The organism is Pseudomonas sp. MS646 (assembly GCF_036693845.1).
GTDB lineage: Bacteria > Pseudomonadota > Gammaproteobacteria > Pseudomonadales > Pseudomonadaceae > Aquipseudomonas > Aquipseudomonas chlororaphis_E.
Window position 1 is genome coordinate 1,480,109 of sequence record NZ_CP144763.1, and the last position, 14,161, is coordinate 1,494,269.

Genomic DNA, 14,161 nt, shown 5'->3' on the forward strand with positions numbered 1-14,161 from the left:
GATGGACGGTTCTTTCAGAGTGATTGCTCTATGCCCATTGTGTCGGTTGCAAGGGAGCGCAACTTGAGGCCTGGCGGGAATTTTTATTGGTGCTCAAGGCGCACGGTGTCCCCGGCGCCGATCGATACCCGGCCATTGGCGCCGGGCACAAAAAACCCGGCAAGGTGCCGGGTTCTTTGGTCTGGCTACGGGCTTAGGCGGTGAAGGTCTTGCCTTCGAACTGCTCGGCCACGAATTTCCAGTTGACCAGGTTCCAGAACGCTTCGACGTATTTCGGACGAACGTTGCGGTAGTCGATGTAGTAGGCGTGTTCCCAGACGTCGCAGGTCAGCAGCGGGGTGTCGCCGCTGGTCAGCGGGTTGCCGGCGCCGATGGTGCTGGCCAGGGCCAGGGAACCGTCAGCCTTTTTCACCAGCCAGCCCCAGCCGGAGCCGAAGGTGCCGATGGACGTCTTGCTGAACTCTTCCTTGAACTTGTCGAACGAACCGAAGGCCTTGTTGATGGCTTCGGCCAGTGCGCCGGTAGGTTCGCCGCCGGCGTTTGGCGCCAGGCAGTTCCAGTAGAAGGTGTGGTTCCAGACCTGAGCGGCGTTGTTGAAGATACCGCCCGAGGAGGTCTTGACGATTTCTTCCAGGGTCTTGCCTTCGAACTCGGTGCCAGGTACCAGGTTGTTCAGGTTCACGACATAGGTGTTGTGGTGCTTGTCGTGGTGGTATTCCAGAGTTTCTTTGGAGATGTGCGGCTGCAGTGCATCGTGTGGGTAAGGCAGCGGCGGCAATTCGAAAGCCATGGTGATTCTCCTAATCAGGTCAGTTGCGGTGAGCGCAAGGCCGATCACGGGCGGCCCGACTTGCGCCGGGGAGTTTGTACTCTTTGCGGCGCAGGAGTCGGATCATAGCACCGGGGGTGCGGCATAACCACGCAACAACTGTGTGGGATAGAGGTTCCAGAGCGGTTTGGAATAATCAGCCACTGACGATCAATTGCCCGGCCACGGTGAACATCATCGCCGCGACCAGCAGGTCGAGGATCCGCCAGGTGGCGGGGCGAGCCAGCCACGGGGCCAGCCGTGCGGCGCCGAAGGCGAGGGTGAGGAACCACAACAGCGACGCACTCGCCGCGCCGATCACGTAGGCACCGGGCATGCTCTGCTGGGCACCGAGGGAGCCGATCAACAGCACGGTGTCGAGGTACACGTGGGGGTTGAGCAGCGTCACCGCCAGGGCGCTGAGTAATACCGCCCGCAAGGAGCGCACGGCCTGGTTCTCACCGTGTTGCAGGCTTTGTTTCGAACAGGCCCGGCGCAACGCCAGGCTGCCATACCAGAGCAGGAAGGCGGCGCCGCCCCAGCGGGCGATCGACAGCAGCAAGGGGCTTTGGGCCAGCAGCGTTGCCAGGCCGAAGACGCCTGCCGCGACCAGCAGCGCATCGCAGGTAATGCACAGGGCGGCCACCGGCAAGTGGTGCTCGCGGCGCAGGCTCTGGGCCAGGACGAATGCATTCTGGGCACCGATGGCCATGATCAGCCCGAGGGCCATCAACAATCCGTTCACATAGCTTTGCCACATGTTCGTCACTCCCCGCTGGCGGCCAGTTGCCTAAGCACGTCCATGGCCCGTGCGGCGTCGTCACGGCCGACGAACAGATGGTCGTGGTAGTAGCAGGCAATCACGTTGCAACTGATCCCGGCGTTGCCCAGGGCCGTGGCGAAGGCGGCGGTCAGGCCTACGGCTTGCAGCGCCGAGTGCACGTTGAGGGTGATCCAGGCGGCGACGTAGTCCCAGGCCAGGCCGGCCTGCTGTGCCTGGGATTTTTCCAGGATGACGGTCAGCCCCTCGCGTTCGAGAAAGCTGCCGATGATCTCGATGCCGGCCGGCACCTGGCCGTCGGGCAGGCAGCAGAACACGTAGTCGCCGTGATTGAGCTGCGGGCTCAGGCTGCGGATCAGGGTGGTCAATGATGTTTCGCCAGGCATGGCTCGCTCCTTCAAATGATGCTGGCCATTGTCCGGTGGGGCGCTGTATAAGAAAAACCAATCCTGCTGATTGCTCATTAGGAAAACTGATGTTCGACTACAAGTTGCTTTCCGCCCTCGCCGCTGTGGTCGAGCAGGCCGGTTTCGAGCGGGCGGCCCAGGTGCTGGGCTTGTCGCAATCGGCCATTTCCCAAAGGATCAAGTTACTGGAGGCACGCGTCGGCCAACCGGTCCTGGTGCGTGCCACGCCACCGGCGCCGACGGAGATCGGCCGGCGCCTGCTCAACCACGTGCAGCAAGTGCGTCTGTTGGAGCGAGACCTGCAAAGCCTGGTGCCGGCGCTGGATGAAGAAGGCCTGCCCGAGCGCTTGCGCATCGCCTTGAACGCCGACAGCCTGGCGACCTGGTGGGCGGCGGCGCTGGGCGATTTCTGCGCCCGGCAGCATGTGCTGCTCGACCTGGTGGTGGAGGACCAGACTGTCGGCCTCAAGCGCATGCGTGCGGGCGAAGTGGCGGCGTGCGTCTGCGCCAGCGAGCGTCCGGTGGCCGGTGCACGCAGCGTGCTGCTGGGTGCCATGCGTTACCGCGCGCTGGCCAGCCCGGCGTTCATCGCCCGGTACTTCCCCGACGGCGTGCGCGCCGATCAACTGGCCCACACCCCAGCCCTGGTGTTCGGCCCGGACGACTTCCTGCAACACCGCTACCTCGCGTCCCTGGGCGTCGAAGGCGGTTTCGAACACCATTTGTGCCCGTCGTCCGAAGGGTTCATTCGCCTTGCCGAAGCCGGTCTCGGCTGGGGCCTGGTGCCGGAATTGCAGGTACGTGAACAACTGGCCCAGGGCACGCTGGTGAACTTGCTGGCAGATAAACCGATCGATGTGCCGTTGTACTGGCATCATTGGCGCAATGGTGGGCAGTTGCTCGGTGCGTTGACCGAACAATTGATCCGTTCCTCCCGGCAATGGCTGGTGCCTTGGGCGCCGTCCTAGACGTCAAGCAACAGGTCGCAAGCGACGCACAGTTAAATGGGCAGGTTGTTGTAGCTTGACGCTCGTAACCGCCCTTCCAAGGAGCATTCATGAAAATTCTGGTTACCGGCGCGAGCGGCTTCATCGGCGGGCGCTTTGCGCGTTTCGCCCTGGAGCAGGGCCTGGATGTACGGGTCAACGGTCGCCGGGCCGAGAGCGTGGAGCACCTGGTGCGTCGCGGTGCGCAGTTTGTCCAGGGAGACCTGAGCGATCCGCTGCTGGCGCGTGACCTGTGCGTGGATGTCGAGGCCGTGGTGCATTGCGCCGGCTCTGTGGGGCTGTGGGGGCGTTACCAGGATTTTCACCAGGGCAATGTCGAGGTCACGGAAAATGTCGTCGAGGCTTGCCTCAAGCAGAAGGTTCGGCGGCTGGTCCACCTGTCGTCGCCGTCCATCTACTTCGACGGCCGTGACCACCTCGGGTTGACGGAAGAGCAAGTGCCCAAGCGCTTCAAGCACCCGTATGCCGCCACCAAGTATCTGGCCGAGCAGAAGGTGTTCGGTGCCCAGGAGTTCGGCCTCGAAGTGCTGGCCCTGCGCCCGCGTTTTGTCACCGGTGCCGGCGACATGAGCATTTTCCCGCGCCTGCTGAAGATGCAGCGCAAGGGGCGGTTGGCCATTGTGGGCAATGGGTTGAACAAAGTGGATTTCACCAGCGTGCAGAACCTCAATGAGGCGTTGCTCAGCAGCCTGCTCGTCACCGGTTCGGCCTTGGGCAAGGCCTACAACATCAGCAACGGCGCTCCGGTGCCGCTGTGGGATGTGGTCAATTACGTGATGCGCCAGATGCAAGTCCCACAGGTCAGGCGTTACCGTTCCTACGGGTTGGCTTATAGTGTTGCCGCCCTGAACGAAGGGTTCTGCAGATTATGGCCGGGCCGCCCCGAACCGACGCTGTCACGTCTGGGGATGCAGGTCATGAACAGGCACTTCACCCTGGACATCAGCCGGGCTCGGCAGTATCTCGATTACGACCCCCAGGTCAGCCTGTGGGCCGCGCTCGATGAGTTCTGTGCCTGGTACAAAGCCCAGGATGCCCGCTGATCGGCCCGTCATGAACCGAGTGCCGGGTTCGGGGTCAATCGGTGCGGCGGGCGAGGGGGTTATACTCGCCGCACCCAGTCATCACCGGTTTCCCAAAGGTTGAACCATGCCCATGCGTAACGATGCCAACGACGACTTCGACGATGTACCGAGCCTGCGGATGCGCGCCGACATCCCCGATGACGATGACTTCCCGACCCACCGCCCGGCCCACGCGCAGGCGCGGCCGGCAGCCGTTGCCGCAGCCAAGGTCAAGGGCCCCAGCACCGGGCCGTTGTGGGCGTTGATCGGCGCCTTGGTGTGTGCGTTCGGCTTCCTGGCCTGGTGGAGCTTCCAGCAGATTTCCCTGATGGAACAGCAGCTGGTGGCGACCCAGGAAAGTTTTGCGCGCATCAGCGAGGATGCGGCAGGGCGGCTGCAGGATATTTCCGGCAAGGTGGTGGCTGGGCAATCCAATGTCATGAGCGACAGCGAAGCCTTGAAGCTGCAGATCAAGCAGCTGGAAGGCAAGCTCCAGGACCAGGCTCGGCAGTTCGACAGCAAGTTGCAGGAGCAGTACAAACTCCAGCAGGCCACGTTCGGTCCGTCCGCCGACCTGGACAAGGAGCTGGCCCAGCTCATTGCCCAGGCCACTGAGCAGCAGAACACCAGTATCCAGTTGCAGGCTGCCAACAAGGAGCTCCAGGCCCAGGTCAAGGCGTTGTCGACTGAAATGACGGCCCTGAAGAACCAAGGCGAGGGCGGAGCGCTGGATGCCCAGCTCAAGAGTATCGGCGCCGACATCACGGCGCTTAAGCGAGCCACCTCCAACTCGGCCCTCGAACGGCTGGAACAGGACGTGATCGTTCTCAAGAGCCAGCAGGACAACGGCGGCAACACCGCCGAATTCGACGCCTTCCGCGGCCAGGTCACCCGCAACATCAACACCCTGCAAGCGCAGATCCAACACCTGCAACAGCAACTCAGCGCTCGCGCCCAGTAAAGCCTTCGCGAGCAAGCCCGCTCCCACAGTGGTCTTGTGGTGCTGGCCGGAATCAGGTCCACCTCCATCCCTTGTGGGAGCGGGCTTGCCCGCGAAAGCGCTGGATCAGTCACGAAGATGTTGGCTGGCCTGACGCCTTCGCGAGCAAGCTCGCTCCCACAGTGGTCTTGTGGTGCTGGCGGGAATCAGGTCCACCTTCCATCCCTTGTGGGAGCGGGCTTGCCCGCGAAAGTGCCGGATCAGTCACGAAGATGTTGGCTGGCCTGACGCCTTCGCGAGCAAGCTCGCTCCCACAGTGGTCTTGTGGTGCTGGCGGGAATCAGGTCCACCTTCCATCCCTTGTGGGAGCGGGCTTGCCCGGGTAGAAACCGGGGACATCCTTTACGTTTTAAACCGGAGACATCGTTTACAGGTGCATAAATACGGTCAGGAGGTGCCTGACCATGCCCTGGAATCGAGAGTCCCCGATGGATCAACGAATCAAACTCATAGGCGACTGGCTGCAAGGCAGCTACTCCAAGAGCGAGCTGGCCCGTCACTACGGGCTCAGCCGACCCACTTTGGACAAATGGCTTGCACGCTACGAGGCGCACGGCATTGATGGGCTAAAGGAGCTGTCACGGCGCCCGCATACGAGCCCTTTCAAAATCAGCGACGAGGTACTTGAGCTGCTGATCGCGTACAAGCGCGAGCATCACAGCTGGGGGCCTGAGAAGTTGGTGCATAACCTTAAGATCGACCATCCAGACCTGTCTTGGCCCACAGTCAGCACGGCAGGCGAGTGGCTTAAGCGAGCAGGTCTGGTGCAAAAGCGCCGTTTCCTCAATCGACCGCCAGCAGGAAAAAATCCGCTGCGTGACGCCACTGGGCCTAATCAGACATGGGCCGCAGACTTCAAAGGTGACTTCGCGCTTCAGAACGGCCAACGTTGTTACCCTCTGACCATTACCGATCACGTCAGCCGATTTCTATTGCTGTGCAGAGCACAAGGCAGCGTTGCCGGTGCCCGCGAAGGATTTGACTGGGCGTTTCGGGAGTACGGTTTACCTGACGTAATCCGCACAGATAACGGCTCTCCTTTTGCCTCTACCGGCATCTCACGCATATCCAGTCTGGCCGCGTGGTGGATACGTTTGGGGATCTATCCGGAGCGAATCCAGCCGGGGCGGCCTGACCAGAATGGCCGTCACGAACGCATGCATCGAACACTCAAGGCTGCTTTGCTTCATGCACCTGAACGTAACCTGGTGGAGCAACAGCTGGCATTCGAACAGTTTCGACAGGAATTCAATTACGTGCGCCCTCACAAGGCCCTAAAGATGAAAGTTCCTGCGGACCTCTATGAGCCATCAAAGCGGCAGTACGATGGGCGCGTGCCTGAGGCCGAGTACGCGGCGGACATGACGATCCGCATGGTTAGGCAGAACGGGTCGATGAAATGGAAAGGCAAGATGATTTTCGTCAGCGAATCTCTGGCCGGTGAGGCGCTAGGACTCAAAGAAGTGGACGATGATGTGTGGGATGTTTACCTCTGCAGCTACCTTTTAGGTAGGCTGAAAAGCGGCGAAAGCCGCCTTTCAAGCCAACAGAAACGTAAAGGATGTCCCCGGTTTCAATTGTAAAGGATGTGTCCGTTTCTACACCGCGAAAGTGCCGGATCAGTCACGAAGAAGTTGGCTGGCCCGACGCCTTCGCGAGCGAGCTCGCTCCCACAGTGGTCTTGTGGTGCCGGCGGGAATCAAGTCCACCTTCCATCCCTTGTGGGAGCGGGCTTGCCCGCGAAAGTGCCGGATCAGTCAAGAAGATGTTGGCTGGCCTGACGCCTTCGCGAGCAAACTCGCTCCCAGCCGGTGTCGTGTTTGCACCGTGTTTTGCTGAATGCTTCCACATCAGCTCATGCCAGCTACTCTCTTGAAATACCCACAAGAACGAGGGCGCGCGTATGGGGTGTTTCCGCAAGATGGCCTGGCTGGGCGCAGTGTTGTTACTGGGGCTGACGCAAGTGCATGCCGCGACGCAAGATGACGGCCAGGCGGCCCGGGCGTTGCTGGAAAAGGCCTTGGCCTATTACCACGATAACGGCGACAAGGCTTTTGCGGCGTTCAGCCGCCAGGGAGAGTTCGTCGATCAGGACCGCTACGTCTTTGTGGTGGACACTCGGGGCGTGATGCTCGCCAGTGGCGGGCCTTCTTCGGCGCTGATCGGGCGGGACGTTTCCGAAATGCTCGGGCCTGACCTGCGCAAAGCGTTCAAGGATGCCCTGAAGACCCCCGAGGCCAGTGGTATCCAGCAGGCCGAGTATCGCTGGCAGAACTGGGCGGACGGCAAGGTCGAGCGCAAGCACGTGTACTTCCAGCGGGTTGGCGAGCGAATCCTTGCGGTCGGCTATTACTTGCCACGGGCCTCGGCCGAACAGGCCAGGGCGTTACTGGACAAGGCCTCCACCGACCTGCAGAAGAACGAGAAAGCCACGCTGACGGCGATCAACGCACTCAAGGGTGGGTACTTGCAGGATGACCTGTATGTCTTCGTGGTGGATTTGGTAACCCAGCGCTATGTCGCCCACGGCACCAATCTGCGGTTGGTCAACACCGATTTCGCCAAGGTCAGGGATCCAGCAGGCAAGCCGGTGGGCGAACCGATCCTGGCCATGATCGGCAAGCAGCCGACCGGGGAGTACGCCTATCGCTGGAAGAACCCGGTCACGGGCAAGGTCGAGGACAAGCACGCGTACCTGAGGAAGGTCGGGCATTTCCTGGTGGCGGTGGGGTACTACAGCCCGTGAGGCGAGGCGCTGGATATCGTGGCGAGAGCAAGCGCCCTCGCCACAGGTGAATCCAGGCAACCTTCAGCCAGTGGCAATCAGCCTGCCACCAGCACCCGGATCGCTTCCAGGCGCAACGCCGCCTTTTCCAGCATCGCCAGGCCCTGTTCGCGCTGTTGGCGCAGCGCAACCAGCTCGCTGTCGCGTACGGTCGGGTTGACCGCTTGCAGGGCGGTCAGGCGTGCCAATTCTTCGTCGGTATCGGCCGCCAGGCGGCGTTGGGCCTCGGCCACGCGCTCGGCGTGACGCGGGGCGACTTTCTCTTCCCCGGCGTTGATCCGCGGTGAGAGCTGGTCGCGCTGGGCCTGGATGAACTTGTTGGCGCTGGCACGAGGCACGCTTTCGAGCTGGTCGTTCAGCGTGTCGAACGAAACCCGGGCAGCCAGGTCGTTGCCGTTGGTATCCAGCAGGCAGCGCAGGGCGGCCGGGGGCAGGTAGCGGCCCAGTTGCAGCGAACGCGGGGCGACCACTTCGCTGACGTAGAGCAGCTCCAGCAGCACCGTGCCAGGCTTGAGCGCCTTGTTCTTGATCAGCGCCACGGCGGTGTTGCCCATGGAGCCCGACAGCACCAGGTCCATGCCGCCTTGCACCATCGGGTGCTCCCAGGTGATGAACTGCATGTCTTCGCGCGACAGCGCCTGGTTGCGATCGTAGGTGATGGTCACGCCTTCGTCGTCGCCGAGCGGGAAGCTGGCGTCGAGCATCTTTTCACTCGGCTTGAGGATCAGCGCGTTTTCCGAATGGTCCTCGCTGTCGATGCCAAAGGCGTCGAACAGGGTTTCCATGTAGATCGGCAGGGCGAACTGGTCGTCCTGTTCGAGAATGGCCTCCACCAGCGCGTCGCCTTCACCGGCACCACCGGAGTTGAGTTCCAGCAAGCGGTCACGACCGGTGTGCAGCTCGGTTTCCAGGCGCTCGCGTTCGGCGCGGGCCTCGTCGATCAGCGCTTGCCACTGGCCATCGTCGGCCTCTTCCAGCAGCGGCAGCAGGCGCGGGCCGAACTGGTGCTGCAGGGCGTTGCCGGTCGGGCAGGTGTTGAGGAACGCGTTCAGCGCCTCGTGGTACCACTGGAACAAGCGCTCCTGCGGACTGGTTTCCAGGTAGGGCACGTGCAGCTCGATGGTGTGCTTCTGGCCGATCCGGTCGAGACGGCCGATCCGCTGTTCCAGCAGGTCAGGGTGGGAAGGCAGGTCGAACAGCACCAGGTGGTGAGCGAACTGGAAGTTGCGCCCTTCGCTGCCGATTTCCGAGCAGATCAGTACCTGCGCGCCAAACTCTTCGTCGGCGAAGTAAGCGGCGGCGCGGTCGCGCTCAAGGATGTTCATGCCTTCGTGGAACACCGTGGCCGGGATCCCGGAACGCACGCGCAGGGCGTCTTCCAGGTCCATGGCGGTTTCGGCGTGGGCGCAGATCACCAGCACCTTGGTGCGCTTGAGCATTTTCAGCTGGTCGATCAGCCACTCCACGCGCGGGTCGAATTTCCACCAGCGTTCTTCGTCACTGGCGTCCGGCTGCGCCTGGAAGCTGACTTCCGGGTACAGGTCGGCGTGATCGCCCAGCGGCAACTCGAGGTATTCGTCCGGGCACGGCAGCGGGTAGGCGTGCAGCTTGCGCTCCGGGAAACCCTGCACCGCGGCGCGGGTGTTGCGAAACAGCACGCGGCCGGTGCCGTGGCGGTCCAGCAGTTCGCGCACCAGGCGGGCACTGGCTTGGACATCGCCATCGTTGACGGCGGTCAGCAAGGCTTCGCCTTCGTTGCCCAGGAAACCGAGGATGGTCTGGTGGGCTTGCGGCGAGAGACGGCCCTTGTCCAGCAGCTCCTGCACGGCTTCGGCCACCGGACGATAGTTCTCGCTCTCGGCGCGGAAGGCCTTGAGGTCATGGAAGCGGTTCGGGTCTAGCAGGCGCAGACGGGCGAAGTGGCTGTCCTGGCCCAGTTGTTCCGGGGTCGCGGTGAGCAGCAGCACGCCGGGGATGGTTTCGGCCAGTTGCTCGACCAACGCGTACTGCGGGCTGACCTGATCCTCGTGCCACACCAGGTGATGCGCTTCGTCGACCACCATCAGGTCCCAGCCAGCGGCGAACAGCGCGTCCTGGGCCTTCTCGTCGTCCACCAGCCATTCCAGCGCCACCAGGGCCAGCTGGGTGTCTTCGAACGGGTTGCTGGCATCGCTTTCGATAAAGCGTTCTTCGTCGAACAACGCGACCTGCAGGTTGAAGCGCCGGCGCATTTCCACCAGCCATTGGTGCTGGAGGTTTTCCGGCACCAGGATCAGGACACGGCTGGCACGGCCGGACAGCAGTTGACGGTGGATGACCAGGCCGGCTTCGATGGTCTTGCCCAGCCCCACTTCGTCCGCCAGCAAGACGCGCGGTGCAATGCGGTCGGCCACTTCGCGAGCGATGTGCAGTTGGTGGGCGATCGGCTGGGCGCGCACGCCGCCAAGGCCCCAGAGCGAAGACTGCAACTGGCGGCTGGTGTGTTCCAGGGTGTGGTAGCGCAGGGAGAACCAGGCCAGCGGGTCGATCTGGCCGGCGAACAGGCGGTCGCTGGCGAGGCGGAACTGGATGAAGTTCGACAGTTGGGTTTCCGGCAGGGTCACGACTTCGTTCTGCCCGTTGAGGCCGTGGTAGACCAGCAATCCATCGACATCGTCGACTTCACGCACGGTCATCTTCCAACCTTCGAAGTGAGTGATCACGTCGCCCGGCGAAAACCGTACGCGAGTGAGGGGCGCATTCCGTAGCGCGTACTGGCGAGTGTCGCCAGTGGCCGGATAGAGCACGGTCAACAAGCGGCCATCCTGTGCCAGAACGGTGCCTAAACCCAGCTCGGCTTCGCTGTCACTGATCCAGCGTTGCCCCGGTTGATACTGCTGCGCCATGCTGCCTGACTCCCGCCTTGAAAAAGCCGGTTATCTTAACGGAATGATCCTTCAGACCAAAGGATTTACGTACACGGCCCCTCGACAGCAAGGCGATTGGTCACCCGACGGGTAGGGAACTTAAGCGCGCTCAACGATCAAACAGGCTCGGCCCCGGCTTTTTGTTGCAATGCCAACTGGGTCACAAGTTTCGGACCGGCGGTTCAAGCTGCGACGTCCGCCGCCGACAACCTGAAGACAGGAGACCTTTATGTTGCTACCTACGCTCCCTTTGAGCACCGTGCCCGTCACCGCGCAGCAGGATCCGGTTCGTCCACGACCGGACATACCGCCCGTGGTCCCGGTGCAGCAGAGCTCCAGCGAGAGCACCATCGACCTGCAAAAGCGCGATCCGGAAGAGGGGGCGCTGCTGCTGCGCGAGGAGCAACGTCGCCAGCAGGAACGCGACCGCCGTCGCCGCGAAGCCGACGAAGACCCCGAGGAACACCTGGCCGTACCGGGCACCGAGCTCAACGCCGATAACACCGTGCCCGTGGTGCCGCTGATGGAAGAAGAATCGCGCCAGGGCCTGTGGGTCGATATCCAGATCTGACCCAGCCATTGGCCGACGTACGCAGGCTGGTCAACGCCGCCAACAGCCCGCATCATGGGCGCATCCGACTTTCACTGCACGATGCCGACACGCCATGAGCCAAGACGCCAAACTGATCGACCTCAGCGCTGAGCGCGCCAAGCGCGTTCATGACCTCAACGACAAGCGCCTCAACGAAGTCCGCCAGGCTTTCGAGCAAGCGATGCCTTTGGCCAAGCCGAAGAAAAAGCCGAAAAACAAACCGAAAAAGCGCTGAACCCCCTCGATCCATTGATGCAGATCAGTTATTTCCCCACCTTTTCGCCCCGTTGCGGGCGTTATTGACCCCGGTCAATTTCCATCCAGGCCTGATTGGTTAACTTGAACCCATCGCAACAGGGACGAGACCAGGAGGCCAGTCATGTTTTTCGATAATGTGGTGTTTGCCGGTGTGTTGACGGTCGGCCTCATGTTCGTGTTCTTCGCAGGGTTTGGATTATTCATCTGGAAAGACGCCCACAAGCGCAAGAAACCATAGGTCTTTCCGGTTACAACGAGCACGCAAGGCATTTTGGGCGACTTCGGTCGCCCTTTTTTTTGCGCAAAATTCCCGCCCCATGCACCCGCTTTCACAGGGGATAATGTTTTGGGCAAAAAAAAGGTGCGACCCGCGAGGGTCGCACCTTTTTTTCAAGCCGCTGGAATCAGCTGCCCAAGGCTTTTGACGCCAGCCAGAACAACCCGGCCGACAGTGCCACCGTCGCAGGCAGGGTCAGCACCCAGGCCAGGAGGATGTTGCGCACCGTGCCACCTTGCAGGCCGCTCTTGTTGGCGACCATGGTGCCGGCCACGCCCGAGGACAGCACGTGGGTGGTGGAAACCGGCAGGCTGAAGATGTTCGCCATGCCGATCATGCACGCGGCGGTGATCTGTGCCGACATGCCCTGGGCGTAGGTCATGCCTTGCTTGCCGATCTTCTCGCCGATGGTCAGTACCACGCGCTTCCAGCCGACCATGGTACCCAGGCCCAACGCCAGGGCCACCGCCAGGATCACCCAGAACGGGGCGTATTCGGTGGTGGTCGTAAGGTCCTTGCGCAGCTTGTTCAGGTCGTCTTTCTCACGTGCCGCCAGGTTAGGCAACTTGCCCACCTTCTTCGCCGTGTCGTCCAGGCAGAGCAGGTAGCGACGTACTTCAATGCGGCTTTCCGACGGCAGCGAATGGTAGTCCGACACGCCTTTGAGAGTGTCGAGCAGCGCGTTGATGGTCGGTTCGGTCTGCTGCGGGTTGCAGCGGAATTTCTCCGGCAGGTCGCCTTCCACGCTCTTGCCCAGGGCCAGGAATTCGCCCAGCGACTCACTGTTGCGTGTGTAGAACTGGCTCAGGTGCAAGGTCGCGTCGCGGGTCCGTTCGATCTGGTAGGTGGTGCTGCCCAGGTCGAGGACGAATTGCGCGGGCACGATGCCGATCAGCACCAGCATGATCAGGCCGATGCCTTTCTGGCCATCGTTGGAGCCGTGGACGAAGCTGACGGCCATGGCCGAGATCACCAGCACCAGGCGGTTCCAGAACGGCGGGTGCTTCTTGTCGTCGATCTTGCGGCGCTGTTCCGGCGTCTTGTGCATCTTCGACAGCGGGCGCCACCATTTCAGGCCGATCAGCACCAGGGCGGCTATCAGGAAGCCGGCCATGGGTGAGAACACCAGGGACGCGGCGATATCGATCGCCTTCTGCCAGTTCACGCCGTCGGCCAGCGGGATATCGTTGATCAGCGCGTTGGCCAGGCCCACGCCGAGGATCGAGCCGATCAGGGTGTGGGAGCTGGAAGCCGGGATACCGAAGTACCAGGTGCCCAGGTTCCAGGTGATGGCCGCCGCGAGCAGCGAGAACACCATGGCCAACCCGTGGCCGGTGTTCACGTTGATCAGCAGTTCCACGGGCAGCAAGTGGACGATGGCGTACGCCACCCCCACGCCGCCCAGCAACACACCGAGAAAATTGAACACCCCGGAAAAGAACACCGCCAGGTGCGGCGGCATCGCTTTGGTGTAGATAACAGTGGCAACCGCGTTAGCGGTGTCATGAAAGCCGTTGATGAACTCGAAGGCGAGGACAAAAGCCAGGGCGAGCAAGAGGCTCACAAGCACCCAAGCATCCAGTCCGCTGAATAAATCGATCATGAAGGTTTTCTGACCCGGTCGTAAGGGGGCGCGATTATGCCAGAAAACCTCGGTAATCGATGCACTGCCTGCTCATCGGTAACATTCTTCAACGAAATAATTTGTAGGAAACCCTCCGGGACGAAGGGCCCGATGGGGCGCTCAACCCTTTGATTTCGGGGCGCAAAGCGCAGCAGCAGGGGTGACCGGAGTGGTGAAACTCACCCCCAGCGGCTGTATGAAATTTCTGAAAGAAGGTCGGCCTCGACCGCTCACGACCGGCGGTCGCGAGGCGCTGGCAGCCTGCTCGTGGCGGGCGTGCAGGTATCAGCCTGCAGCCCGGGTGTGGGCCGCCATCCTTCGACAAACCCCTCAGACGTCGGGCATCAAATGCTCTTCGGCCTTGAGTTCCTTTTCCATCTTTTGAAGTTCCTGGGTAAAAGCCTGGTCTTGAACGGTGGCGCGTTTACGCCAGGGTTTGCGTTCCGGTTCAGGTTGCGCGGCGTAGGTGGTGATTTCTCCGCCGTAAACTTCCTTGTAACGTTGTTCCTGGCGCTCAAGTTCCGCGCGCAGTTCGTCTTTCGTCACAGTTGTACCTAATTAATTGAAATTTATTCTGGTGATACGCACTGCATGTCGTCATGCAGACGGCCACGGCACCAGAGCTGACAGCTGACGTAGCATCAGGGGTTCG

14 protein-coding genes are annotated in these 14,161 nt (G+C 61.8%); 8 read left to right on the forward strand and 6 right to left on the reverse strand.

Annotated features, from left to right (window positions below; all coding sequences use genetic code 11):
- Nucleotides 1-193: 193 nt before the first annotated feature.
- From V3H56_RS06555 to V3H56_RS06565, 3 genes are all read right to left on the reverse strand, one after another.
- The gene (locus V3H56_RS06555) at nucleotides 194-790 is read right to left on the reverse strand and encodes a Fe-Mn family superoxide dismutase (RefSeq protein ID WP_042729851.1); all 597 of its coding nucleotides are present in this window, start codon (nucleotides 788-790) and stop codon (nucleotides 194-196) included.
- A 175-nt stretch (nucleotides 791-965) separates the two neighbouring features.
- Entirely contained in the window at nucleotides 966-1,568 is a 603-nt protein-coding gene (locus V3H56_RS06560; protein ID WP_042729850.1) for a LysE/ArgO family amino acid transporter, read from the reverse strand.
- 5 nt (nucleotides 1,569-1,573) lie between these two features.
- The gene (locus V3H56_RS06565; RefSeq protein ID WP_338474367.1) at nucleotides 1,574-1,975 is read right to left on the reverse strand and encodes an ACT domain-containing protein; all 402 of its coding nucleotides are present in this window, start codon (nucleotides 1,973-1,975) and stop codon (nucleotides 1,574-1,576) included.
- An 89-nt stretch (nucleotides 1,976-2,064) separates the two neighbouring features.
- Between V3H56_RS06565 and V3H56_RS06570 the strand changes: the two genes are divergently transcribed.
- The 5 genes from V3H56_RS06570 to V3H56_RS06590 all read left to right on the forward strand — a co-directional run bounded on the left by V3H56_RS06570 (nucleotide 2,065) and on the right by V3H56_RS06590 (nucleotide 7,813).
- Nucleotides 2,065-2,964: a LysR family transcriptional regulator ArgP gene (locus V3H56_RS06570; RefSeq protein WP_042729848.1), complete on the forward strand. Its 900-nt coding sequence runs from the start codon at nucleotides 2,065-2,067 to the stop codon at nucleotides 2,962-2,964.
- 89 nt (nucleotides 2,965-3,053) lie between these two features.
- Nucleotides 3,054-4,046, forward strand: coding sequence for an NAD(P)-dependent oxidoreductase (locus V3H56_RS06575; protein WP_047736880.1), 993 nt, complete (start codon nucleotides 3,054-3,056; stop codon nucleotides 4,044-4,046).
- Nucleotides 4,047-4,152: 106 nt separating this feature from the next.
- Entirely contained in the window at nucleotides 4,153-5,028 is an 876-nt protein-coding gene (locus V3H56_RS06580) for a hypothetical protein (protein WP_047736878.1), read from the forward strand.
- A gap of 467 nt (nucleotides 5,029-5,495) precedes the next feature.
- Nucleotides 5,496-6,650, forward strand: coding sequence for an IS481 family transposase (locus V3H56_RS06585; protein ID WP_338474368.1), 1,155 nt, complete (start codon nucleotides 5,496-5,498; stop codon nucleotides 6,648-6,650).
- 320 nt (nucleotides 6,651-6,970) lie between these two features.
- On the forward strand, nucleotides 6,971-7,813 hold the full coding sequence (locus tag V3H56_RS06590; RefSeq protein ID WP_042731792.1) for a cache domain-containing protein: 843 nt from the start codon (nucleotides 6,971-6,973) through the stop codon (nucleotides 7,811-7,813).
- 77 nt (nucleotides 7,814-7,890) lie between these two features.
- Here V3H56_RS06590 and rapA read toward each other — a convergent pair whose 3' ends face one another.
- A complete protein-coding gene (rapA, locus tag V3H56_RS06595) occupies nucleotides 7,891-10,737 on the reverse strand; it encodes an RNA polymerase-associated protein RapA (RefSeq protein ID WP_042731791.1) in 2,847 nt (948 codons plus the stop codon).
- A gap of 250 nt (nucleotides 10,738-10,987) precedes the next feature.
- On the opposite strand from rapA, the gene V3H56_RS06600 reads away from it, so the two are divergent.
- The 3 genes from V3H56_RS06600 (at nucleotide 10,988) to ccoM (ending at nucleotide 11,846) form a co-directional block, all read left to right on the forward strand.
- A complete protein-coding gene (locus V3H56_RS06600) occupies nucleotides 10,988-11,329 on the forward strand; it encodes a hypothetical protein (RefSeq protein ID WP_042731790.1) in 342 nt (113 codons plus the stop codon).
- Between the two features lie 94 nt (nucleotides 11,330-11,423).
- Complete coding sequence (locus V3H56_RS06605; RefSeq protein ID WP_172679726.1) at nucleotides 11,424-11,585, forward strand: hypothetical protein; 162 nt, start codon at nucleotides 11,424-11,426, stop codon at nucleotides 11,583-11,585.
- A 144-nt stretch (nucleotides 11,586-11,729) separates the two neighbouring features.
- Nucleotides 11,730-11,846 (forward strand): cytochrome c oxidase subunit CcoM, encoded by a 117-nt coding sequence (gene ccoM / locus V3H56_RS06610; protein ID WP_025212288.1) that lies wholly within the window; start codon nucleotides 11,730-11,732, stop codon nucleotides 11,844-11,846.
- A 166-nt stretch (nucleotides 11,847-12,012) separates the two neighbouring features.
- Here the strand turns inward: ccoM and V3H56_RS06615 are convergent, their stop codons facing one another.
- Both V3H56_RS06615 and V3H56_RS06620 read right to left on the reverse strand, forming a co-directional pair.
- Nucleotides 12,013-13,488 (reverse strand): inorganic phosphate transporter, encoded by a 1,476-nt coding sequence (locus V3H56_RS06615; protein ID WP_042731789.1) that lies wholly within the window; start codon nucleotides 13,486-13,488, stop codon nucleotides 12,013-12,015.
- A gap of 351 nt (nucleotides 13,489-13,839) precedes the next feature.
- Nucleotides 13,840-14,055 carry a hypothetical protein gene (locus V3H56_RS06620; protein WP_042731788.1) on the reverse strand — a complete coding sequence of 72 codons (216 nt, stop codon included), beginning with the start codon at nucleotides 14,053-14,055 and terminating at the stop codon, nucleotides 13,840-13,842.
- Between the last annotated feature and the right edge of the window lie 106 nt (nucleotides 14,056-14,161).